The 22815-nt window shown below is 68.2% G+C and carries 18 protein-coding genes; 8 read left to right on the top strand and 10 right to left on the bottom strand.

Features of this window, described 5'->3' with window-relative positions:
- Positions 1-266 precede the first annotated feature (266 nt).
- Positions 267-1643, bottom strand: coding sequence for an L-serine ammonia-lyase (locus BLT78_RS20565; protein ID WP_090349495.1), 1377 nt, complete (start codon positions 1641-1643; stop codon positions 267-269).
- Between the two features lie 267 nt (positions 1644-1910).
- On the opposite strand from BLT78_RS20565, the gene choX reads away from it, so the two are divergent.
- From choX to betA, 8 genes are all read left to right on the top strand, one after another.
- Positions 1911-2825 carry a choline ABC transporter substrate-binding protein gene (gene choX / locus BLT78_RS20560; protein ID WP_090351848.1) on the top strand — a complete coding sequence of 305 codons (915 nt, stop codon included), beginning with the start codon at positions 1911-1913 and terminating at the stop codon, positions 2823-2825.
- Positions 2826-3480: 655 nt separating this feature from the next.
- Positions 3481-4677, top strand: coding sequence for a quaternary amine ABC transporter ATP-binding protein (locus tag BLT78_RS20555; RefSeq protein WP_090351846.1), 1197 nt, complete (start codon positions 3481-3483; stop codon positions 4675-4677).
- Complete coding sequence (locus BLT78_RS20550) at positions 4677-5567, top strand: ABC transporter permease (RefSeq protein WP_090352440.1); 891 nt, start codon at positions 4677-4679, stop codon at positions 5565-5567. The genes BLT78_RS20555 and BLT78_RS20550 overlap by 1 nt, the downstream gene beginning before the upstream one ends.
- 32 nt (positions 5568-5599) lie before the next feature.
- Positions 5600-6547 carry a choline ABC transporter substrate-binding protein gene (locus BLT78_RS20545; RefSeq protein WP_090351845.1) on the top strand — a complete coding sequence of 316 codons (948 nt, stop codon included), beginning with the start codon at positions 5600-5602 and terminating at the stop codon, positions 6545-6547.
- A gap of 189 nt (positions 6548-6736) precedes the next feature.
- Complete coding sequence (locus BLT78_RS20540; RefSeq protein WP_231975836.1) at positions 6737-7582, top strand: glycine betaine ABC transporter substrate-binding protein; 846 nt, start codon at positions 6737-6739, stop codon at positions 7580-7582.
- A gap of 149 nt (positions 7583-7731) precedes the next feature.
- Positions 7732-8322, top strand: a complete 591-nt coding sequence (gene betI / locus BLT78_RS20535; RefSeq protein WP_090351842.1) for a transcriptional regulator BetI — start codon at positions 7732-7734, stop codon at positions 8320-8322.
- A 178-nt stretch (positions 8323-8500) separates the two neighbouring features.
- Positions 8501-9973: a betaine-aldehyde dehydrogenase gene (gene betB, locus BLT78_RS20530; protein WP_090351841.1), complete on the top strand. Its 1473-nt coding sequence runs from the start codon at positions 8501-8503 to the stop codon at positions 9971-9973.
- 57 nt (positions 9974-10030) lie between these two features.
- The gene (gene betA / locus BLT78_RS20525) at positions 10031-11716 is read left to right on the top strand and encodes a choline dehydrogenase (RefSeq protein ID WP_090351839.1); all 1686 of its coding nucleotides are present in this window, start codon (positions 10031-10033) and stop codon (positions 11714-11716) included.
- 72 nt (positions 11717-11788) lie between these two features.
- Here the strand turns inward: betA and BLT78_RS20520 are convergent, their stop codons facing one another.
- From BLT78_RS20520 to rnr, 9 genes are all read right to left on the bottom strand, one after another.
- Complete coding sequence (locus tag BLT78_RS20520) at positions 11789-14056, bottom strand: YgiQ family radical SAM protein (RefSeq protein ID WP_090351838.1); 2268 nt, start codon at positions 14054-14056, stop codon at positions 11789-11791.
- A 229-nt stretch (positions 14057-14285) separates the two neighbouring features.
- Positions 14286-15359 carry an alanine racemase gene (alr, locus tag BLT78_RS20515; RefSeq protein ID WP_090351836.1) on the bottom strand — a complete coding sequence of 358 codons (1074 nt, stop codon included), beginning with the start codon at positions 15357-15359 and terminating at the stop codon, positions 14286-14288.
- An 84-nt stretch (positions 15360-15443) separates the two neighbouring features.
- Positions 15444-16838, bottom strand: a complete 1395-nt coding sequence (gene dnaB / locus BLT78_RS20510) for a replicative DNA helicase (RefSeq protein WP_090351835.1) — start codon at positions 16836-16838, stop codon at positions 15444-15446.
- Between the two features lie 114 nt (positions 16839-16952).
- Complete coding sequence (rplI, locus tag BLT78_RS20505) at positions 16953-17399, bottom strand: 50S ribosomal protein L9 (protein WP_090351833.1); 447 nt, start codon at positions 17397-17399, stop codon at positions 16953-16955.
- A 21-nt stretch (positions 17400-17420) separates the two neighbouring features.
- Positions 17421-18314 (bottom strand): hypothetical protein, encoded by an 894-nt coding sequence (locus tag BLT78_RS20500; protein WP_090351832.1) that lies wholly within the window; start codon positions 18312-18314, stop codon positions 17421-17423.
- A 44-nt stretch (positions 18315-18358) separates the two neighbouring features.
- Entirely contained in the window at positions 18359-18589 is a 231-nt protein-coding gene (gene rpsR, locus BLT78_RS20495; protein WP_090351830.1) for a 30S ribosomal protein S18, read from the bottom strand.
- 30 nt (positions 18590-18619) lie between these two features.
- On the bottom strand, positions 18620-19030 hold the full coding sequence (gene rpsF / locus BLT78_RS20490; RefSeq protein ID WP_090351829.1) for a 30S ribosomal protein S6: 411 nt from the start codon (positions 19028-19030) through the stop codon (positions 18620-18622).
- Between the two features lie 166 nt (positions 19031-19196).
- On the bottom strand, positions 19197-19949 hold the full coding sequence (gene rlmB, locus BLT78_RS20485) for a 23S rRNA (guanosine(2251)-2'-O)-methyltransferase RlmB (protein ID WP_090351827.1): 753 nt from the start codon (positions 19947-19949) through the stop codon (positions 19197-19199).
- A complete protein-coding gene (gene rnr / locus BLT78_RS20480; protein WP_090351825.1) occupies positions 19946-22639 on the bottom strand; it encodes a ribonuclease R in 2694 nt (897 codons plus the stop codon). The genes rlmB and rnr overlap by 4 nt, the downstream gene beginning before the upstream one ends.
- Between the last annotated feature and the right edge of the window lie 176 nt (positions 22640-22815).

The following is a 22815-nucleotide window of genomic DNA, read 5'->3' as shown; positions in this document are numbered from 1 at the left end:
CCGTGCCTATATTGATTGATCGTTCAATTAAAAACGACCCGCGCCATATCCAATGGCCTGGCGCTGGCCTCACCGCCGTGCCGCAACCCACGCCGCAGCCCGGCCTGGGCATTTCCGTAGCAGTCGCCGTCACCCTCGCTGACGCCAACAGTAACAGGCCTGAAATCACGTTACGCCCCGGCCGGGCGGGCGGCAATCGCCGATCCCGACCGTCGGTCCGCGCACCGGAACAGGGCGCCGGGTAACCCTCTGCGCCCCAGGCCGGGTCAGCACTCGATGGCGCTGACCGCGAGGCCGCCGCGCGAGGTCTCCTTGTACTTGTCGTGCATGTCGGCGCCGGTGTCGCGCATGGTGCGGATCACCCGGTCCAGCGAGATGAAGTGCTCGCCGTCGCCGCGCAGCGCCATCTGCGCCGCGTTGATCGCCTTCACCGCGGCGATCGCGTTGCGCTCGATGCACGGCACCTGCACCAGCCCGCCGACCGGGTCGCAGGTCAGCCCGAGGTTGTGCTCCAGGCCGATCTCGGCGGCGTTCTCCAGCTGCGCCGGGGTGGCGCCGAGCACCTCGGCCAGCCCCGCTGCGGCCATCGCGCAGGCCGAGCCGACCTCGCCCTGGCAGCCGACCTCGGCGCCGGAGATCGAGGCGTTCTTCTTGCACAGGATGCCCACCGCCGCCGCGGCGAGCAGGTAGTCGACCACGTCGGCCTCGCTCACCGCCGGGCTGAAGCGCACGTAGTAGTGCAGCACCGCCGGGATGATCCCCGCCGCGCCGTTGGTCGGCGCGGTGACCATGCGCCCGCCGGCGGCGTTCTCCTCGTTGACCGCCAGGGCGAACAGGTTGACCCATTCCATGCCGCTCAGGGTCGAGCCGATCACGTTGGGCTTGCTCAGCTGCTGCAGGCTGCGATGCAGCTTGGCCGCGCGGCGCTGCACGTTGAGCCCGCCGGGTAGCGTGCCTTCGTGCTTGAGGCCGTTGTCCACGCACTCGCGCATGGCCTGCCACAGGCGCATCAGCCCGGCGCGGATCTCCGCCTCGCTGCGCCAGGCCTTCTCGTTCTCCATCATCAGCTGGGAGACGCGCAGGCCGTGCTGCCGGCACAGGCTCAGCAGCTCGGCGGCGCTGTCGAATTCGTAGGGCAGGCGGGTGTGGTCCTGGTCGAGCTGGCCGGCGGCGGCCTGCTCGGCGTCGACCACGAAGCCGCCGCCGACCGAGTAGTAGGTGTCCTGACGCAGCTCGCCGGCTTCGCCCCAGGCGATCAGGGTCATGGCGTTGGGGTGGTAGGGCAGGTTCTCGTCGAGCAGGCGCATGTCGCGCGCCCAGTCGAAGGGCACCGCGAGGCGGCCGTCGAGCAGCAGGCGGCCGCTGGCGAGCAGCTCATCGATGCGCGGGGCGATGCAGGCCGGGTCGATGCTGTCGGGCCACTCGCCCATCAGGCCCATGATCACCGCGCGGTCGCTGCCGTGGCCGACGCCGGTGGCGGACAGCGAGCCGTACAGGCGCACCTCGAGGCGGGTGACGCGCTCGAGCAGGCGACGCTCGCGCAGGGCGCCGACGAACAGGGCGGCGGCGCGCATGGGGCCGACGGTATGCGAGCTGGACGGGCCGATACCGATCTTGAACAGGTCGAACACGCTGATGGCCACGACATTACTCCCGAACTGGCTGCTGGCGATGCGCTCATCTTCGGGATTTCCACCCGCAGCGATCGCCCGATACCGACCCGCGCTTATCCAAAGACGCCAGTGACGACAGTCAACCACGCCACGGCGAATGGCCGCTGCCGGATGCGGCCTCCACTGTCCTATCCGCGACACCCCTCTGGACGCGACGCTCCGCGCCTGCCATTTGCATCGCCGCCTGCCGCTCGTCGCCGCACGGCCAGGCCCCACCCACAGGAAAAGGATGCGCCCATGAACAAGCTGTTCCCGCGTTGCCTGCTGCTCGCCACTCTCGCCAGCGCCCCGCTGGCCCAGGCCGCCGACCCGGCCGCCTGCGACGTCGTGCGCTTCTCCGAAGTCGGCTGGACCGATCTGATCGTCACCAACACCGTCGCCCGCCTGCTGTTCGACGAGCTGGGCTACCGCACCGAGATCCGCCGCCTGTCGGCGCCGGAAACCTACCGGGCGCTGAACGACGGGCAGGTCGACGCCTTCCTCGGCAACTGGATGCCGAGCTCGACCGCCGACATCCAGCCCTACCTGGACAAGGGCAGCATCGAGATGCTGGCGGCCAACCTGGAAGGCGCCAAGTACACCCTGGCGGTGACCCGCGAGGCCTGGGAGGGCGGGGTGAAGAGCTTCGCCGATCTGGCGCGGCACAAGGAGCGCTTCAAGGGCGAGATCGTCGGCCTGGAGCCGGGCAACAACGGCAACGAGCTGGTCAAGAAGATGATCGCCGAGAACGCCTTCGGCCTCGCCGAGTTCCGCCTGCTGGAGGCTGGCGAGTCGCGCATGATGGCCAGCGTGCGCCACGCCCAGGCGCTCAAGCAGTGGCGGGTCTTCCTCGGCTGGGCGCCGCACCCGATGAACGACGAGATCGCCATGGAGTACCTGGCCGGCGGCGACCAGTACTTCGGCCCCGACTACGGCGGCGCCACCGTGTACACCAACACCCGCGCCGGCTACAGCGCGCAGTGCCCCAACGCGGCACGCCTGCTGAAGAATCTCAGGTTCAGCATGGGCATGGTGAACCAGCTGATGGCGGCGGTGCTGGCCGGCAACACCAACCCGCGCCGCGAGGCCAAGACCTGGCTGCAGGCCAACCCGCAGGCGCGCGCGCAGTGGCTGGAAGGCGTCACCCGACGCGACGGCAGCCCGCACCTGTAAGCGCCGGAGCGCAGGCGGCGAGCGGCCGTGCCGGCGCCGCCCCCTGCCCGCCGCCGGACGGCCTGCAGGCCGCGGCCGGCGCGGGCTGGCCCGGCTGGCCGAAAGTCGGGGTTTACTGTTAGGGTTTTCCCTGAAAGGACGAATGTCGTCGTGCAATACGCCAGGGTCGCAATTCGATAATTGCGACAACCTGAAGGCTATATCGTTGAGTCAGCCGATTACGTCGCTGCCGCCACCGAACAGGGCCGGCAGACCGGAGCCCACCCCTCCGGACCGAGGAATAAATACGGCTGGCTTCCCTCCTTGCGGGCGCCAGCCCAACAAGAAATTTCGGATGTACGTGCACTCCGCGGGGAACACCCGACGGAACTGGACTTCGAAACACTGCCAGAGGAACTGGAACGCGATTTGCCTTGCGGCAGGACCTGGATCATTCACCAGCAGCTTGCCGTGTCCGCTGGCGCCCCCGAGGCGTCGCCGGCCACGGTGCCGGCTGCCCGAATGGCCGGCCCCGCCAGAAGGCCAGCCGCCGACCGCTCCTCGAAACCGTGCCAACACCCAAACAGGCAATAACGGCTGTCCGCCCCCGCATTGCCCCGGGGCGCAATGCCTGGCAGGGCACCGGTCCAATAGCCTTCTGAAGGGGAAACGTCCCATGCAGTCTGGAAAAATCGTGGTGCAGAACCTGTTCAAGGTCTTCGGCGAGCACCCACAGCAAGCGATCGACCTGCTCAAGCAGGGCAAGAGCAAGGAGCAGATCCTCGCCGAGACCGGCTCGGTGATCGGTGTCAGCGATGTGTCATTCAGCGTCAACGAAGGCGAAATCTTCGTCCTCATGGGCCTCTCCGGCTCCGGCAAGTCCACCCTGATCCGCCTGATCAACCGGCTGATCGAACCCACCGCCGGCGACGTCTACATCGACGGCCAGAACGTCGCCCGCCTGCCGCAGTCGCAGCTGATCGACCTCAGGCGCCGCGACATGAGCATGGTGTTCCAGTCCTTCGCCCTGATGCCCTCGCGCAGCGTGCTGGACAACGCCTCCTTCGGCCTGGAGATCGCCGGCATGGGCCGCGGCGAGCGCCACCGCCGCGCCATGGAGGTGCTCGAACAGGTCGGCCTGGCCAGCTTCGCCCACAAGTACCCCCACGAGCTGTCCGGCGGCATGCAGCAGCGCGTCGGCCTGGCCCGCGCCCTGGCGGTCAACCCGTCGATGATCATCATGGACGAGGCGTTCTCCGCCCTCGACCCGCTCAAGCGCCGCGAGATGCAGGACGTGCTGCTCGACCTGCAGAAGAAGCACCGCCGCACCATCATCTTCGTTTCCCACGACATCGAGGAAGCCATCCGCATCGGCACCCGCATCGGCATCATGGAGGGTGGCCGCCTGGTGCAGGTCGGCACCCCGCGCGAGCTGATCGAGAACCCCGCCGACAACTACGTGCGCAACTTCTTCGACACCGTCGACACCAGCCGCTACCTCACCGCCGGCCACCTCAAGGCCGACAGCGTTCCGCTCTACGTGCACAACGGCAAGGCGCCCGACGTGCAGAAGGTGTGCCGCGAGCTGCAGGCGATGGACAAGCACTACGCCTTCATCATCGACGAGCAGAAGAACTTCCGCGGCTCGATCAGCCTGGAGCGCGTCGCCCTGATCATGGAGGAAGGCCGCCACGCGCGCCTGGAGCCGGAGCTGCTCAAGCACATCGACCCGGTGCCCGAGGACCTGCCGCTGGATCAGGTCATCGAGCGTCTGGTGATCAACGAGGGTCCCATCCCGGTGATCGACGGCCGCGGCCGCTACGCCGGAGCCATCAGCAAGGGCCGGCTGCTCAGCCGTCTGCAGGGGGTTTGATCATGAGCGAGAAACTGGATCTGGGCAGCTGGGTCAACGATCTGGTCCAGCACCTGCTGGACAACTACAGCGGCGCCTTCGACAGCGTCGGCCAGGTGGTCAGCGGCTTCTCCGAAGGCATCGAGCAGCTGCTCATGCTGCCGCCGGCCTGGCTGCTGATCTCGCTGTTCGTCGCCCTCGGCCTGTGGCGCATCGGCGTCAAGTTCGCCCTGTTCACCGCGGCGTCCTTCGTGCTGATCGTGCTCACCGGCTTCTGGGAGCAGACCGTGGTGACCCTCGGCCTGACCTTCTCGGCGACGCTGATCAGCCTGCTGCTCGGCGTGCCGCTGGGCATCTGGGCGGCGCGCAGCGAGCGGGTGGCGCTGATCACCCGGCCGGTACTCGACTTCATGCAGACCATGCCGGCGTTCGTCTACCTGATCCCGGCGGCCATGCTGTTCGGCCTCGGCCGCGTGCCGGGGATCATCGCCACGGTGATCTTCGCCATGCCGCCGGCGGTGCGCCTGACCAGCCTGGGCATCCGCCAGGTCAACAAGGAGCTGGTCGAGGCCGGCCAGTCGTTCGGCTGCACCAGCCGCCAGCTGCTGTTCAAGGTGCAGCTGCCCAGCGCGCTGCCGTCGATCATGGCCGGGGTCAACCAGACCATCATGATGGCCCTGTCGATGGTGATCATCGCCTCGATGGTCGGCGCCGGCGGCCTGGGCAACGACGTGCTGGCCAGCATCCAGCGCCTGGACATCGGCCTGGGCTTCGAGAGCGGCATGGCCGTGGTGCTGCTGGCGATCATCCTCGACCGCATCACCGAGAGCTTCGGCACCCAGCGCCAGGCCGCCAGCAAGGGCCTGTTCGGCTGGCTGAGCTGCAAGCTGCGCGCGCAGTCGGCGTCGTGATCCCCCTTCTCACCCCATACAGGGAACCGCAGATGAACAAGATCAAGTCTCTCGTCGGCGCCGGCCTGCTGTCCCTGGCCGCCGCTGTCCAGGGCGCCTGGGCCCAGGAGCCGCAAAGCTGCCAGCAGGTGCGTTTCGCCGAGATCGGCTGGGCGGACATCTCCGCCACCACCGGGGTGGCCATGACCCTGACCGAGGGCCTGGGCTATGCGCCGAAGAAGGTGATGGCCTCGGTGCCGATCGCCTTCACCGGGGTGAAGAACAAGCAGATCGACGTGTTCCTCGGCTACTGGGCGCCGTCGATGGACAGCGTGATCGAGCCGTTCACCAGGGACGGCGGCGTCAAGGTGCTGCCCAAGGCCAACCTGGAAGGCGCCAAGTACACCCTGGCGGTGCCCAGCTACGCCGCCGAGGCCGGCCTGAAGACCTTCCAGGACATCGCCCGGTTCAAGGAGCAGCTGGACGGCAAGGTCTACGCCATCGAGCCGGGCAACGACGGCAACCTGCTGATCGACAAGATGATCAAGGGCAACCAGTACGAGCTGGGCGGCTTCCGCATGGTCGAATCGAGCGAGGCCGGCATGCTGGTGCAGGTGCAGCGCGCGATCAAGAAGAAGGAGCCGGTGGTGTTCCTCGCCTGGGCGCCGCACCCGATGAACACCCAGTTCGACATCACCTACCTGGCCGGCGGCGACGAGGTGTTCGGCCCCGACTACGGCGCGGCCAAGGTGTTCACCGTGGTGCCGCCGGACTACGAGGCGCGCTGCGCCAACGTCGGCCGGTTGCTCAACAACCTGCAGTTCAACGTCGAGATGGAAAGCCAGCTGATGGAGAAGGTGCTGGCCAAGGAGGACCCGGTCGCGGTCGCCAGGACCTGGCTGAAGGCCAATCCGCAGTATCTCGACCAGTGGCTGGCCGGCGTGACCACCTACGACGGCCAGGACGGCGCCGCGGCGGTGAGGAAGCACCTCGGCCTGTGATCCACCCGGCGCGGCGCCAGCGCGCCCCTGCCGATATCGCAATCGTTTAACCAGGGCCGCGCGGCCGAGCGCCGGCCGGGCAGCCTGCTGCCCGCGATCGGGGTACGCCGCCGGCCTGTTCCACCCGTACGAGCCAGTACCGCTGCACTGCCACTCAACCCGATGGAGCAATGACCGATGCGCAACCTGATGAACCGCTGCATGCAGGGCCTCAGCGCCCTGACCCTGGCCCTCGGCCTGTCCACCGCCATGGCCGCGGACAAGCCGACCCTGAAGATCGGCTACGTCAACGGCTGGGACGACAGCGTCGCCGCCACCTTCGTCGCCGGAGAAATTCTCGAAGCCAAGCTCGGCTACCCGGTGGAACTGCAGCCGGTGGAGCCGGCGATCATGTGGCAGGGCGTGGCCCGCGGCGACCTCGACGCCACCCTGTCGGCCTGGCTGCCGGCCACCCACGGCGAGTACTACGCCAAGCTCAAGGACAAGGTCACCGTGCTCGGCTCCAACTACGAGAACGCCCGCATCGGCCTGATCGTGCCGGACTACGTGAAGGCCAAGAGCATCGACGACCTCAACACCTACAGCAAGGACTTCGGCGGCAAGATCACCGGCATCGACGCCGGCGCCGGGGTGATGCGCCGCACCGAGGACGCGATCAAGCAGTACGACCTCGACCTCAAGCTGATGGCCAGCTCCGGCCCGGCGATGGCCACCGCGCTGGCCCGCGCCGAGAAGGCCCAGGAGCCGATCGTGGTCACCGGTTGGATTCCGCACTGGATGTTCGCCAAGTGGAACCTGCGCTTCCTCGACGATCCCAAGCAGGTCTACGGCGCGGCCGAGCACATCGACACCGTGGTCAACCCGCAGCTGGCGACCAAGGCCGCCGACGCCACCGCCTTCCTCAAGCAGTTCTCCTGGAGCGGCGCGGAAGTCGGCGAGGTGATGCTGGCCATCCGCGAAGGCGCCAAGCCCGAGCAGGCGGCCAAGGACTGGATCGCCAAGAACCCCGAGCGGGTCGCCGGCTGGCTGAAGTAACCTGACGCTGCACTGAAGAAGCGGGCTGCGGCCCGCTTCTTCGTTTGCGCCAGCGACATGCCGGAACGCGGCGCCGACGCTTTGTTGATTGCCTGTTCAAGAAAAACGCCTCAGACTGGCCACCACCCCATCGCCAGCCGGAGGTTCCCATGCCCAAGGTCGGAATGCAGCCGATCCGCCGTTCGCAGCTGATCTCCGCGACCCTCGAGGCGGTCGACCAGGTCGGTATGGGCGAGGCCAGCATCGCCTACATCGCCCGCCTCGCCGGGGTGTCCAACGGCATCATCAGCCACTACTTCCGCGACAAGAACGGCCTGCTCGAGGCGACCATGCGCCACCTGATGCAAGCCCTCAGCCAGGGCGTGCGCCAGCGCCGCGCGGCGCTCACCGACCCCGGCCCGCGCGCCCACCTGCGCGCGATCATCGACGGCAACTTCGACGCCAGCCAGGTCAGCGGCCCGGCGATGAAGACCTGGCTGGCGTTCTGGGCCAGCAGCATGCACCAGCCGGCGCTGCAGCGCCTGCAGCGGATCAACGACCACCGCCTGTACTCCAACCTGTGCGGCGAGTTCCGCCGCGCCCTGCCAGCGGAACAGGCGCGCGCCGCCGCGCGCGGCCTGGCCGCGCTGGTCGACGGCCTGTGGCTGCGCGGCGCGCTGTCGGGACAGACCTTCGATACCGCGCAGGCGCGGCAGATCGCCTACGAGTACGTCGACCTGCAGCTGGCCAAGGCCGGCTGATCTCCCTCCCCCCGCGCACCGCTCGTCGTCCGTCTGGCCCCAGCGGCCAGGCGTGTCGCCCTCAGGCCTGCCCCTGTCGTTTTATTGAATGATCGTTCAATAAAAAAATCGTAGCCTCGTCTGCAACATCCCCGCCCCGCGTCAGCCGCGGACGGACCACCGCCTACGAGGATTCGCCATGCCCCGCTTCGACGAACAGCAGCTCTACATCGGCGGCCGCTACGTGCCGGCCACCAGCGGCGCCAGCTTCGAGACCGTCAACCCGGCCAACGGCGAGGTGCTCGCCCGCGTGCAGCGCGCCAGCCAGGCCGACGTCGAGCGCGCGGTGGCCAGCGCCGTGGAGGGGCAGCAGGTCTGGGCGGCGATGACCGCCATGCAGCGCTCGCGCATCCTGCGCCGCGCGGTGGCGATCCTGCGCGAGCGCAACGACGAGCTGGCCGAGCTGGAGACCCTCGACACCGGCAAGCCGCTGGCCGAGACGCGCAGCGTCGACATCGTCACCGGCGCCGACGTGCTGGAGTACTACGCAGGGCTGATCCCGGCCATCGAGGGCGCGCAGATCCCGCTGCGCGAGTCGAGCTTCGTCTACACCCGTCGCGAGCCGCTGGGCGTGGTCGCCGGCATCGGCGCGTGGAACTACCCGATCCAGATCGCCCTGTGGAAGTCGGCGCCGGCGCTGGCCGCCGGCAACGCGATGATCTTCAAGCCCAGCGAGGTCACTCCGCTGAGCGCCCTGAAGCTGGCCGAGATCTACACCGAGGCCGGCCTGCCGGACGGCGTGTTCAACGTGCTCACCGGCAGCGGCCGCGAGGTCGGCCAGTGGCTCACCGAGCACCCGCAGATCGCCAAGATCTCCTTCACCGGCGGCACCAGCACCGGCAAGAAGGTGATGGCCAGCGCCTCCAGCTCGACCCTCAAGGAGGTGACCATGGAGCTGGGCGGCAAGTCGCCCTTGATCGTCTGCGCCGACGCCGACCTCGAACGCGCCGCCGACATCGCGGTGATGGCCAACTTCTTCAGCTCCGGCCAGGTGTGCACCAACGGCACCCGGGTGTTCGTGCCGCGCGAGCTGCAGGCCGAGTTCGAGGCGCTGGTGCTGGCCCGCGTGCAGCGCATCCGCCTCGGCGATCCCATGGACGAGAACACCAACTTCGGCCCGCTGGTCAGCTTCGCGCACATGGACAGCGTGCTCGGCTACATCGACCAGGGCCACGCCGAGGGCGCGCGCCTGCTGTGCGGCGGCGCGCGGGTCACCGCCGGCGCCTACGCCAGCGGCGCCTATGTGGCGCCGACGGTGTTCAGCGACTGCACGGACGCGATGAGCATCGTCCGCGAGGAGATCTTCGGCCCGGTGATGAGCATCCTCGCCTACGCCAGCGAGGAGGAGGCGATCCGCCGCGCCAACGCCACCGAGTACGGCCTCGCCGCCGGCGTGGTGACCAGCGACCTGGCCGCCGCGCACCGCATCATCCACCGCCTGGAAGCCGGCATCTGCTGGATCAACACCTGGGGCGAGTCGCCGGCGGAGATGCCGGTGGGCGGCTACAAACAGTCGGGGGTCGGCCGCGAGAACGGCCTGACCACCCTGGAGCACTACACCCGCCTGAAGTCGGTGCAGGTCGAGCTGGGCGAATTCCACTCGGTGTTCTGACCCACGATTCCCGCGCCCTCGCCGCCGAGGGCGCCCCCGCTTACCGAGGGATGCCCCATGACCCAGGAATTCGACTACATCGTCATCGGCGCCGGCTCCGCCGGCAACGTGCTCGCCACCCGCCTGACCGAGGACGCCGACGTCAGCGTGCTGCTGCTGGAGGCCGGCGGCCCCGACTACCGCCAGGACTTCCGCACCCAGATGCCCGCCGCGCTGGCCTATCCGCTGCAGGGCCGCCGCTACAACTGGGCCTACGAGACCGATCCCGAGCCGTACATGAACAACCGGCGCATGGAGTGCGGGCGCGGCAAGGGCCTCGGCGGCTCCTCGCTGATCAACGGCATGTGCTACATCCGCGGCAACGCCCTGGACTTCGACCACTGGGCCAAGGCCAAGGGCCTGGAGGACTGGAGCTACCTCGACTGCCTGCCCTACTTCCGCAAGGCCGAGACCCGCGACAGCGGCGCCGACGACTACCACGGCGGCGACGGCCCGGTCTCAGTGACCACACCCAAGGCCGGCAACAACCCGCTGTTCCACGCCATGGTCGAGGCCGGCGTGCAGGCCGGCTTCCCGCGCACCAGCGATCTCAACGGCTACCAGCAGGAAGGCTTCGGCCCGATGGACCGCACCGTCACCCCCGAGGGCCGCCGCTCAAGCACCGCGCGCGGCTACCTCGACCAGGCGCGCGGCCGGCCCAACCTGACCATCGTCACCCACGCGCTCACCGAGCGCATCCTGTTCAGCGGCAAGCGCGCCATCGGCGTCGCCTACCTGCACGGCGACAGCAACCAGCCGACCCGCGTGCGTGCGCGCCGCGAGGTGCTTCTGTGCGCCGGCGCCATCGCCTCGCCGCAGATCCTGCAGCGCTCGGGGGTCGGCCCGGCGGCGCTGCTGCGCGACCTCGACGTCACGGTGGTCCACGACCTGCCCGGCGTCGGCGCCAACCTGCAGGACCACCTGGAGATGTACCTGCAGTACGCCTGCAAGCAGCCGGTGTCGCTGTACCCGGCGCTGCAGCTGTGGAACCAGCCGGCGATCGGCGCGCAGTGGCTGTTCGCCGGCAGCGGCATCGGCGCCAGCAACCAGTTCGAGGCCGGCGGCTTCATCCGCACCCGGCCGGAGTTCAAGTGGCCGAATATCCAGTTCCACTTCCTGCCGGTGGCGATCAACTACAACGGCAGCAACGCGGTGAAGGAGCACGGCTTCCAGGCCCACGTCGGTTCGATGCGCTCGCCGAGCCGCGGGCGCATCCAGCTGAAATCCAAGGACCCGCGCCAGCACCCGAGCATCCTGTTCAACTACATGAGCCACGAGCAGGACTGGCAGGAGTTCCGCGACGCCATCCGCATCACCCGCGAGATCATGAACCAGCCGGCGCTCGACCCGTACCGCGGCCGCGAGCTGAGCCCGGGACTGAAGCTGCAGAGCGACGCCGAGCTGGACGCCTTCGTCCGCGAGCACGCGGAAACCGCCTTCCACCCGTCCTGCTCGTGCAAGATGGGCGAGGACGACCTGGCGGTGGTGGATGGCCAGGGCCGCGTGCACGGCCTGGAAGGACTGCGGGTGGTGGACGCCTCGATCATGCCGGAGATCATCACCGGCAACCTCAACGCCACCACCATCATGATCGGCGAGAAGATCGCCGACCGCATCCGCGGCCGCAAGCCGCTGCCGCGCAGCCAGGCGCGCTACTACGTGGCCGGCGACGCGCCGGTACGCGGCCAGCCAGTGCGCGGCTGATCCGCCCTGTAACGCACAAGGCCGGAGCCATGGGCTCCGGCCTTGTGCCGTCCAGCGAACGAGGCAGGCGCCTCAGCGCGCGCCGGGGCGCTTGCCATTGGGCTTCTTCTTGCCGCGGGCGAAGGCCTGCGCCTTGCCCTCCTCGCCCCGGCTCCACGGCTTGCTGCCGTCGCTGGCGCGCGGCGGCAGGCCGTTGTGCTGGGTCAGCAGCGGCTTGCCGGCGGCGGCCCCGCCGACCTTCTTGCTGCCGACCGGGGTGGAGTTCTTGCGCCGCGCGCTCTGGTAGCTGCCGTCGCCCGCCGGCTGGGTGGCCGGGATCAGCTGGTGCTTGCCCGGGCCGATCAGGTCGCTGCGGCCCATGGCCTTGAGCGTCTCGCGCAGCAGCGGCCAGTTGTTCGGGTCGTGGTAGCGCAGGAACGCCTTGTGCAGGCGGCGCTGGCGCTCGCCCTTGACGATGTAGACGTCCTCGCTCTTGTAGGTGACCTTGCTAAGCGGGTTCTTCTTGCTGTGGTACATCGCCGTGGCGCTGGCCATCGGCGACGGATAGAAGGCCTGCACCTGGTCGGCGCGGAAGCCGTTGCGCTTGAGCCACAGGGCGAGGTTCATCATGTCCTCGTCAGTCGTCCCGGGGTGGGCGGCGATGAAGTACGGGATCAGGTACTGCTCCTTGCCCGCCTCCTTGGAGAACTTCTCGAACATCTTCTTGAAGCGGTCGTAGGTGCCGATGCCCGGCTTCATCATCTTGTCCAGCGGGCCGCGCTCGGTGTGCTCCGGGGCGATCTTCAGGTAGCCGCCGACGTGGTGGGTGACCAGCTCGCGCACGTACTCCGGCGACTCCACGGCGAGGTCGTAGCGCAGGCCGGAGGCGATGAGGATCTTCTTCACCCCGGGCAGCGCGCGGGCGTCGCGATACAGCTGGATCAGCGCCGAGTGGTCGGTATTCAGGTTCTGGCAGATGCCCGGATACACGCAGGACGGCTTGCGGCACGCCGCCTCGATCTCGCGGCTCTTGCAGGCGATGCGGTACATGTTGGCGGTCGGCCCGCCCAGATCGGAGATCACCCCGGTGAAGCCCGGCACCTTGTCGCGGATCTCCTCGATCTCGCGCAGGATCGACTCCTCCGAGCGGTTCTGGATGATCCGGCCCTCGTGCTCGGTGATCGAGCAGAAGGTGCAGCCGCCGAAGCAGCCGCGCATGATGTTCACCGAGAAGCGGATCATCTCGTAGGCCGGGATCTTCGCCCCCTCGTAGGCCGGGTGCGGCACGCGGGCGTAGGGCAGGCCGAAGACGTAGTCCATCTCCTCGGTGGTCAGCGGGATCGGCGGCGGATTGAGCCAGACGTCCTGCTCGCCGTGGCGCTGCACCAGCGCGCGGGCGTTGCCGGGATTGGTCTCCAGGTGCAGCACGCGGTTGGCGTGGGCGTAGAGCACCGGATCGCCCTTGACCTTCTCGAAGGCCGGCAGGCGGATCACCGTGCGCTCGCGCTCCAGGCGCGGATGCGGCAGCAGCTCGACCGGTTTGGCCTCGAAGGGATCCTCCACCGCGCCTTTGCCCTGCTCGATGGCGCAGGCCTCGAGATCCTGGGTGTTGACGTAGGGGTTGATGATCTTGTCGACCTTGCCCGGGCGGTCGATGCGCGTGGAATCGATCTCGAACCAGCCCTCCGGGGTGTCGCGGCGCACGAAGGCGGTGCCGCGCACGTCGCTGATCGCCCCGATCGGCTCGCCGGCGGACAGGCGCTGGGCGATCTCGACGATGGCGCGCTCGGCGTTGCCGTAGAGCAGGATGTCGGCCTTGGCGTCCATCAGGATCGAGTGGCGCACCTTGTCCTGCCAGTAGTCGTAGTGGGCGATGCGGCGCAGCGAGGCCTCGATGCCGCCGAGCACGATCGGCACGCCCTTGTACGCCTCGCGGCAGCGCTGGCTGTAGACCATGCTGGCGCGGTCCGGACGCTTGCCGGCCACGCCGCCGGGGGTGTATGCGTCGTCGGAGCGGATCTTCCGGTCGGCGGTGTAGCGGTTGATCATCGAGTCCATGTTGCCCGCCGCCACGCCGAAGAACAGGTTCGGCTGGCCGAGCTTCATGAAGTCGTCCTTGGACTGCCAGTCCGGCTGGCTGATGATGCCGACGCGGAAGCCCTGCGCCTCGAGCAGGCGGCCGATGATGGCCATGCCGAACGAAGGGTGGTCGACGTAGGCGTCGCCGGTGACGATGATCACGTCGCAGGAATCCCAGCCGAGCAGGTCCATCTCTTCCCGGCTCATCGGCAGGAAGGGCGCGGGACCGAAACACTCGGCCCAGTACTTGGGATAGTCGAACAGCGGCTTGGCGGCTTGCATGGCGGTGACCAGGAACTCTCGGCGGGAATTGCGCGGGCGCGGAGGATAGCACAAAAAGTGAGCAAATCCGACGCTTGAAGTCGGGATTGGGCGAAGCTTCTGCCGCGGTTACGGCGCACATGCGTGGGAGGCCGTAGGGTGGACAACGGCGCAGCCTTGTCCACCACTCCGCGTTGCTTGGTGGACAATCGCTACGCGAGTTGTCCACCCTACGGACTACGCGACGGGATCAGTAGCGGTGCCGGCGCGGCACCCGCGCGGTGACCTTGCTGAGCAGCTCGTAGCCGATGGTGCCACAGGCGCTCGCCACCTCGTCGACCGGCAGCTGCACGCCCCACAGCTCGACCGGGGTGCCGACCTGCGCCTGCGGCACATGGGTGAGGTCGACAGTGAGCATGTCCATCGACACCCGGCCGACCAGCGCCACGCGCTGGCCGTCGACCAGCACCGGGGTGCCGGCCGGCGCAGTGCGCGGGTAGCCGTCGGCGTAGCCGCAGCTGATGGTGCCGATGCGCGTCGGCCGCTCGGCGATCCAGCTGGCGCCGTAGCCGACGCTCTCGCCGGCGGCCACCTCGCGCACGGCGATCAGGTTGCCGCTCAGGGTCATCGCCGGCTTGAGCCCCAGTTCGGCGGCCGGGCGCTCGGCGAACGGGCTGGCGCCGTAGAGCATGATGCCCGGGCGCAGCCAGTCCAGGTGCGCCTCCGGGCGGGTGAGGATGGCGGCCGAGTTGGCCAGCGAGCGGTTGGCGAAGGCCAGATCGTCGAGGCTGCGGTAGCTGTCCAGCTGCGTTTGGTTGAGCGGATGCTCGGGCAGGTCGGCGCAGGCGAAGTGGCTGAGCAGGTTGAGTTCGCCGACCTGTGCGGCGCCGCAGAGACGCGCGTGCCAGGCACGCAGCTCGGTGGCGGCGAAGCCCAGGCGGTGCATGCCGGAGTCCAGCTTGAGCCACACGTTGAGCGGCCTGGCCGGCTGGATGCCGAGCAGCATCTCGACCTGCTCGCGGCTCTGCACCACCACGTCGAGGCCGAGCTGCGCGGCCATGCGGTACTCGGTCGCCTCGAAGCAGCCCTGCAGCAGCAGTACCCGCGCCCTGGCGTGCAGGCCGCGCACCTCGCCGGCCTCCTCCAGGCAGGCGACGGCGAAGCCGTCGGCGTCCGGCAGGGCGCTGACCGTCTCGCGCACGCCGTGGCCGTAGGCGTTGGCCTTGACCACCGCGAACGCCTGGCGCGCCGGCGCGCAGGCCTTGGCCAGCGCATAGTTGTGGCGGATGGCGGACAGATCGATGGTGGCAACCAGGGGACGCATGGCGGTTCGGCCTCGGAACGGAAAACGGGCGCCCATCTTACTCGCTGGGCGCCCGTTTTCCTTGATCTGGTCCCGCCCAGAGGATCACTCGTCCTCGAAGTTGTACATCCCCGGAGCGAGGTTCTCGAAGCGCGTGTACTTGCCGAGGAAGGCCAGGCGCACGGTGCCGATCGGACCGTTACGCTGCTTGCCGATGATGATCTCGGCGACGCCCTTGTGCTCGGTCTCCGGGTGATACACCTCGTCGCGGTAGACGAACATGATCACGTCGGCGTCCTGCTCGATGGCGCCCGATTCGCGCAGGTCGGAGTTGACCGGGCGCTTGTTGGGGCGCTGCTCCAGCGAGCGGTTGAGCTGCGACAGGGCGATCACCGGGCAGTTGAATTCCTTGGCCAGCGCCTTGAGCGAGCGGGAGATCTCGGAGATCTCGTTGGTGCGGTTCTCGCCACCGCCGCCGCCGAGCTGCATCAGCTGCAGGTAGTCGACCATGATCAGCGCCAGGTCGCCGTGCTCGCGCACCAGGCGGCGGGTGCGCGCGCGCATTTCCGAGGGGCTGATGCCGGCGGTGTCGTCGATGAACAGCTTGCGCTCGTTGAGCAGGTTGACCGCCGAGGTCAGCCGCGGCCAATCGTCGTCGTCGAGGCGGCCGGAGCGCACCTTGGTCTGGTCGATGCGTCCCAGCGAGGACAGCATACGCATCACCAGCGATTCGCCGGGCATCTCCAGCGAGTACACCAGCACCGCCTTGTCGCTGCGCAGCACGGCGTTCTCCACCAGGTTCATGGCGAAGGTGGTCTTGCCCATCGACGGACGGCCGGCGACGATGATCAGGTCGGCCGGCTGCAGGCCGCTGGTCTTCTCGTCCAGATCGGTGAAACCGGTGGAGATGCCGGTGATCGCCTCGTGGGTGTTGAACAGGGTGTCGATGCGGTCGATGGCCTTGGTCAGCAGCTCGTTGAGGCCGACCGGACCGCCGGTCTTCGGCCGCGCCTCGGCGATCTCGAAGATCTTGCGCTCGGCCTCGTCTAGGATCTCGTCGGCGCCGCGACCCTGCGGGTTGTAGGCGCTGTCGCCGATCTCGTTGCTGATGCCGATCAGCTGGCGCAGGGTGGCGCGCTCGCGGATGATCTGCGCGTAGGCCTTGATGTTGGCCACCGACGGGGTGTTCTTGGCCAGCTCGCCGAGATAGGCCAGGCCGCCGACCTGGGCCAGCTGGCCCTCCTTGTCCAGCTGCTCGGACAGGGTGACCACGTCGAACGGCTGGTTGCGCTCGGCCAGCTTGTAGATGGCGCGGAAGATCAGGCGGTGGTCGTGGCGGTAGAAGTCGCCGTCGGAAACCAGGTCCAGCACCCGTTCCCAGGCATTGTTGTCCAGCATCAGGCCGCCGATCACCGCCTGCTCGGCCTCGATGGAGTGCGGCGGCACCTTGAGGGCGGCGGTCTCCAGGTCGTATTGCGCGGGGACGCTGATCTCGTTCATCGCTTCGCTACCATGTTTTCCGTACTGCAGAAAGACAAAGGGCACGCCTGCGTACGCAGGCGTGCCCGATGTTAGCGGCCCGGCATCAAGGATGCACGGGCGCCGATGGCGGCCTTAGGCGGCCACCACCACCACGCGAACGGTGGCGTCGACGTCGCTGTGCAGGTGCACGGCCACGTCGTACTCGCCGACCAGACGGATGGCACCGTTGGGCAGGCGGATTTCGCTCTTGGCCACTTCCACGCCGGAGGCGGTCAGGGCGTCGGCGATGTCGTGGGTGCCGATGGAGCCGAACAGCTTGCCTTCATCGCCAGCGGTGGCGGTGATGGTGACTTCCAGCTCGGCCAGTTGGGCGGCGCGGGATTCGGCGTAGGCCTTCTTCTCGGCAGCCAGCTTCTCCAGCTCGGCGCGACGGGCTTCGAACGCAGCGACGTTCTCGGCGGTAGCGGCGGTGGCCTTGCCCTGCGGCAGCAGGTAGTTGCGACCGTAACCGGCCTTGACGTTCACCTTGTCGCCCAGGTTGCCCAGGTTGGCGACTTTTTCCAGCAGGATAACTTCCATTTGGCTTTAACCTCTTAACTTTTAACCTTCACCGTTCGTGGGCCCATCGACGCCACTGCGTCCGGCGCGCCCACGAAAATCAATCAGACTGTCGACCACGGCCAACACGACCAACAACGGATACACCAGCTGCATGAACAACAGCAGCGCCACGTACAGCCCCACCAGCCAGAAGCGCGCCAGGCGCTGCTGGGCGACCAGTCCGTGCAGCAGGGCCACCCCGGCGAACGCCAGCGGCACACTGCACAGCGGCGTCAGCATGGCCAGCTCGATGTCCACGCCCGGCAGCAGGAACACGCCCACCACCAGACCCACAGCGAGCGGCGCCGGCAGGCGTACCGCGTGGAACTCGCGGGCGAACCCGCCCGGGTTGTACAGCAACGCCTGCCAGTAACGCCCCAGCAGCAGGCACAGCAGGCTGAGCAGCTGCAGCAGGGCGGCCATCAGGCCAGTGAGCACCGGTACGAGCAGCTCGCCGAGGCGGGCCTTTTCGTCGGTGCCCATCTGCTGGTAGGCATCGCCCAGCATCTGCGGCATCAGCTCGAGCAGCTCGGCGGCGTTGCGCTTGACCGTCTCGCCGAACACGGCGTCGATGGTCACGCCATACAGGACGCCCACCAGCACACTGGTCAGCAGCACCCGCGTCCAGGAGACGCTGTTGCGCAGCACCAGGGCCAGCACCAGGCTGCCCAGCAACACCAGCAGCGGCCGCGGCTCACCGAAGTGCCACCACAGCAGGGTCGGCAGCAGCGCCCACAGCACGATGCCCAGGGCATCGTTGAGGCCGCGGCGCAGCAGGACCAGCGAGCCGGCGGCGGCACTCACCCAGAACAGCAGGGGCAGCGCCGCAGTCACGACCACCGCGAGGGTGGCCTGCAGGCGTCCACGCATGACGAAGTCAGCTAGTGCCCGCATCTACTAAATCCGTTGGATCCGTTGACCTGTCGACGGGCCTGGCCTCAACGGCCGTGGCTGTCGGTGTAGGGCAGCAGGGCCAGGTAGCGGGCACGCTTGATGGCGGTGGCCAGCTGACGCTGATACTTGGCTTTGGTACCGGTGATACGGCTCGGAACGATCTTGCCGGTTTCGGAGATGTAGGCCTTCAGGGTGTTGAGATCCTTGTAATCGATCTCCAGGACGCCTTCAGCGGTGAAACGGCAGAACTTGCGACGACGGAAGAAACGTGCCATGTGGTGGCTCCTCAATACTGGTTACGAAGATTACTCGTCGGCGCTGTCGCCGTCGGTGCCTTCAGCGGCGCCTTCGCCGGCTTCGCTGCGGTCACGACGCTCGCGGCGCTCGCTGCGGCTTTCTTCGGCCTTCAGCATTTCGGACTGCTCGGTCACGGCGGCGTCACGGCGGATCACCAGGTTGCGGATCACGGCGTCGTTGTAGCGGAAGTTGTCTTCCAGCTCGGCCAGGGCAGCGGCGCTGCACTCGACGTTCATCAGCACGTAGTGAGCCTTGTGGACGTTGTCGATGGCGTAAGCCAGCTGACGACGGCCCCAGTCTTCCAGGCGGTGAACCTTGCCGCCGTCTTCTTCGATGGTCTTGGTGTAACGCTCGACCATGCCGCCAACCTGCTCACTCTGATCCGGGTGAACCAGGAAGACGATTTCGTAATGACGCATAAATGCTCCTTACGGGTTATGCAGCCTGCCGCGAAATGCGGTCAGGCAAGGAGTGAATGTTTCGTGTGTTCTTGCCGCTGGCCGGACGCGCATGCGCCTGCCGGGACGACAAGGGGCAGCATTGTACGGAGGGGCGAAGCGCCCCGCAACCGGGCGGGGCGGGAATTCAGACACCCGGAGCCGGCCGGCGCTGGCGGACCGCCTCGAACAGGCAGACGCCGGTGGCCACCGAGACGTTGAGACTGCTGACGCTGCCCCCCATCGGCAGCTTGGCCAGGTAGTCGCAGTGCTCGCGGGTCAGCCGGCGCATGCCCTTGCCTTCGGCGCCCATGACCAGCACGGTCGGCCCGCGCAGGTCGAGATCGTAGATCTCCTGGGTCGCCTCGCCGGCGGTGCCGACCACCCACAACCCCTGCTGCTGCAGCTTCTCCAGGGTGCGCGCCAGATTGGTCACCGCGACCAGCGGCACCACTTCGGCGGCGCCGCAGGCGACCTTGCGCACGGTGGCGTTGAGGGTCGCCGACTTGTCCTTGGGCACGATCACCGCCTGCACGCCGGCAGCGTCGGCAGTGCGCAGGCAGGCGCCGAGGTTGTGCGGATCGGTCACCCCGTCGAGCACCAGCAGCAGGGGCACCGCGCCGCCGCGCGTCAGCAGCTCCTCGAGGTAGTTCTCGCCCCACACCTGGCTGGGGCTGACCTCGGCGACCACGCCCTGGTGCACGCCCTCGGCCCACTCGTCCAGCTCGCGCCGCTCGCGCTGGCCGACCGGCACGCGCGCCTCGCCGGCCAGCTGCACCAGCGTCTGCACGCGCGGATCCTGGCGCCCTTCGGCCAGCCACAGCTGCTTGACCCGCTTGGGGTGATGACGCAGCAATGCCTCCACGGCATGCACGCCGTAAACCCGTTCCCACTGACTCATTGTTCGACCTTGCGTTTACGTATGGCGCGCCCGGCCGGCGCTTCGGCCGCGGGCTTCTTGCTGGCCTTGCTCTTGCCCTTGGCCGCCCCGGAAACCCGGACCGGACGGGGGATGGCCTTCTTCTTGTCCGCGGCCTTGCCGGCACCGGCAGTCCTGGCCTTGCCCTTGTCGGCCTTGGCGGACGACTTCGCAGGCGCCTTGGCGTCCTCGAGCAGCTTCTTCTTCACCGCCCGGCTCTTCTCCACGTCGACGTTGCCGAGCAGTACATCGGCCTGTTCGAGCAGCTGCGGCGCCACCTCGGGCAGCGCCTGCACGCGCCCGGTCTTGCGCGCCTCGCGGCGCGGAGCAACGCCCTGCGCCTCGATCGCCGCCGGCTCGCGCTTGCGTGCCGGCGTCTTGCCGGCGGGCTCCCGACCGCCCTTCACCTGGCGCTTGCGCGCCGGCATCGCGGTGAGCGGGTTGTCGCTGAGCTCGAAGTCGATCTTGCGCTCGTCGAGGTCGACGCGCGCCACGATGATCTCCACGCTGTCGCCCAGGCGGAAGCTGCGCCCGGAGCGCTCGCCGGCCAGACGATGGTGCACCGGGTCGAAGTGGTAGTAGTCGGCCGGCAGCGCGGTGACGTGCACCAGGCCTTCCACGTAGATGTCGGTCAGTTCGACGAACAGACCGAAGCCGGTCACCGCGGTGACCACGCCGGGGAAGGTCTCGCCGACCCGGTCGCGCATGTACTCGCACTTCAGCCAGTTGACCACGTCGCGGGTGGCCTCGTCGGCACGCCGCTCGGTCATCGAGCACTGCTCGCCGAGCTGGGCGAGGCGTTCCTCGTCGTAGGGGTAGATGCGTGCCTTGGGCATGCTCGCCGCGCCGACGCGCTGCACCTTGTCGGTCTGCCGCTTGGAACGGATCACGCTGCGGATCGCGCGGTGCACCAGCAGGTCCGGATAGCGGCGGATCGGCGAGGTGAAGTGGGTGTAGGCCTCGTAGTTGAGGCCGAAGTGCCCGGCGTTCTCCGGACTGTACACCGCCTGGCTGAGCGAGCGCAGCATCACCGTCTGGATCAGGTGGTAGTCGGGACGCTCGCGCACCGACTCGAGCAGGTTGAGGTAGTCCTTCGGCGTCGGCTCGCCCTTGCCGCGGAACAGGGTCAGGCCCAGCTCGGCGAGGAAGGCGCGCAACTTCTCCAGCTTCTCCGCCGGCGGCACGTCGTGCACGCGGTACAGCGCCGGAATGTCGTGCTCCTCGAGGAAGCGCGCGGTGGCGACGTTGGCGCACAGCATGCACTCCTCGATCAGCCGGTGCGCATCGTTGCGCTGGGTCGGGCGGATCTCGGTGATCTTGCGATCGGCGCCGAAGACGATACGCGTCTCCTGGGTCTCGAAATCGATGGCGCCGCGCACCTGGCGGGCGGCCAGCAGCGACTTGTACAGTGCGTACAGCTGGCGCAGGTGCGGCACCAGGTGCGGCATCTGCTGGCGGAGGAACTTGGCCTCGGTGGAGTTGGGCTTCTCCAGCAGCTGGCTGACCTTGGTGTAGGTCAGGCGCGCATGCGAGTGGATCACCGCCTCGTAGAACTGGTAGCCGGTCAGCGCGCCGCTCTTCGACACGGTCATCTCGCAGACCATAGCCAGGCGGTCGACCAGCGGATTGAGCGAGCACAGGCCGTTGGACAGTTCCTCGGGCAGCATCGGGATCACCCGTTCGGGGAAGTACACCGAGTTGCCGCGCTCGACCGCCTCGGCGTCCAGCGCCGAGCCGACCTTGACGTAGTGGGAGACGTCGGCGATGGCGACGAACAGGCGCCAGCCGCCGCCCTTGATCGCCTCGGCGTACACCGCATCGTCGAAGTCGCGCGCGTCCTCGCCGTCGATGGTGACGAAGGGCAGCTGACGCAGATCGACGCGCTTCTCCTTGTCCTTTTCCTCCACCTCGGGCTTGAGCTTCTTCGCCTCCTGAAGCACGCCCTCGGGCCAGACGTGCGGCAGGTCGTAGCTGCGCAACGCCACTTCGATCTCCATGCCCGGCGCCATGTAGTCGCCAAGCACCTCGACCACCTCGCCCTGGGCCTGGCGGAACACCGTCGGCCACAGGTCGATGCGCACCTCGACGAACTGGCCGTGACGGGCCGCGCCCTGCTTGCCGGGCAGCACCAGCACCTGCTGCTGGATCTTCGGGTTGTCGGCGACCACCACCGAGACACCGCTCTCCTCGAAGAAGCGGCCGACCAGGGTCTCGTGGGCGCGGCTGAGCACCTCGACCAGCGCGCCCTCGCGGCGACCGCGGCGGTCGACACCGGAGACACGGGCCAGGGCGACGTCGCCGTCGAACACCAAGCGCATCTGCGCCGGACTGAGGAACAGGTCCTCGCTGCCGTCGTCGGGAATCAGGAAGCCGAAGCCGTCGCGGTGGCCGCTGATGCGCCCGCGGATCAGGTCCAGCTTGTCAACCGGGGCGTAGGCACCACGGCGGGTATAGATGAGCTGGCCATCGCGCTCCATGGCGCGCAGCCGACGGCGCAGGGCCTCCTCGGCCTCCTCGCCGGCCAGGCCCAGCTCTTCGAACAGCTGCGCCCGGGTCGCCGGCGCACCGCGCTCGGCGAGATGGGCGAGAATCAGCTCGCGACTGGGAATGGGGTTGTCGTATTTTTCCGCCTCGCGGGCGGCCTCGGGATCGAGGCTTTGCCAATCGGCCATGTGTCGGGATTCACCTTTGGTTGTCTTGCCCGTGCTCTTGCCTATATTGAAGCGCGAAAGCGCCCCGCGGGGCAGCCTCGTCGCCACAATAAAATTTTTTCGCATCAGGGGTTTACAAGCTGACGGGGGCACCCGTAAGATGCGCGCCCACAGCAGCAGTAACCCTGCAAGCTGTA

Source organism: Pseudomonas oryzae (genome assembly GCF_900104805.1).
In the GTDB taxonomy this organism is placed as follows: Bacteria; Pseudomonadota; Gammaproteobacteria; order Pseudomonadales; family Pseudomonadaceae; genus Geopseudomonas; species Geopseudomonas oryzae.
The sequence above is the reverse complement of the archived record's forward strand: the minus strand, read 5'-3'. Positions and strand labels throughout refer to the sequence as shown.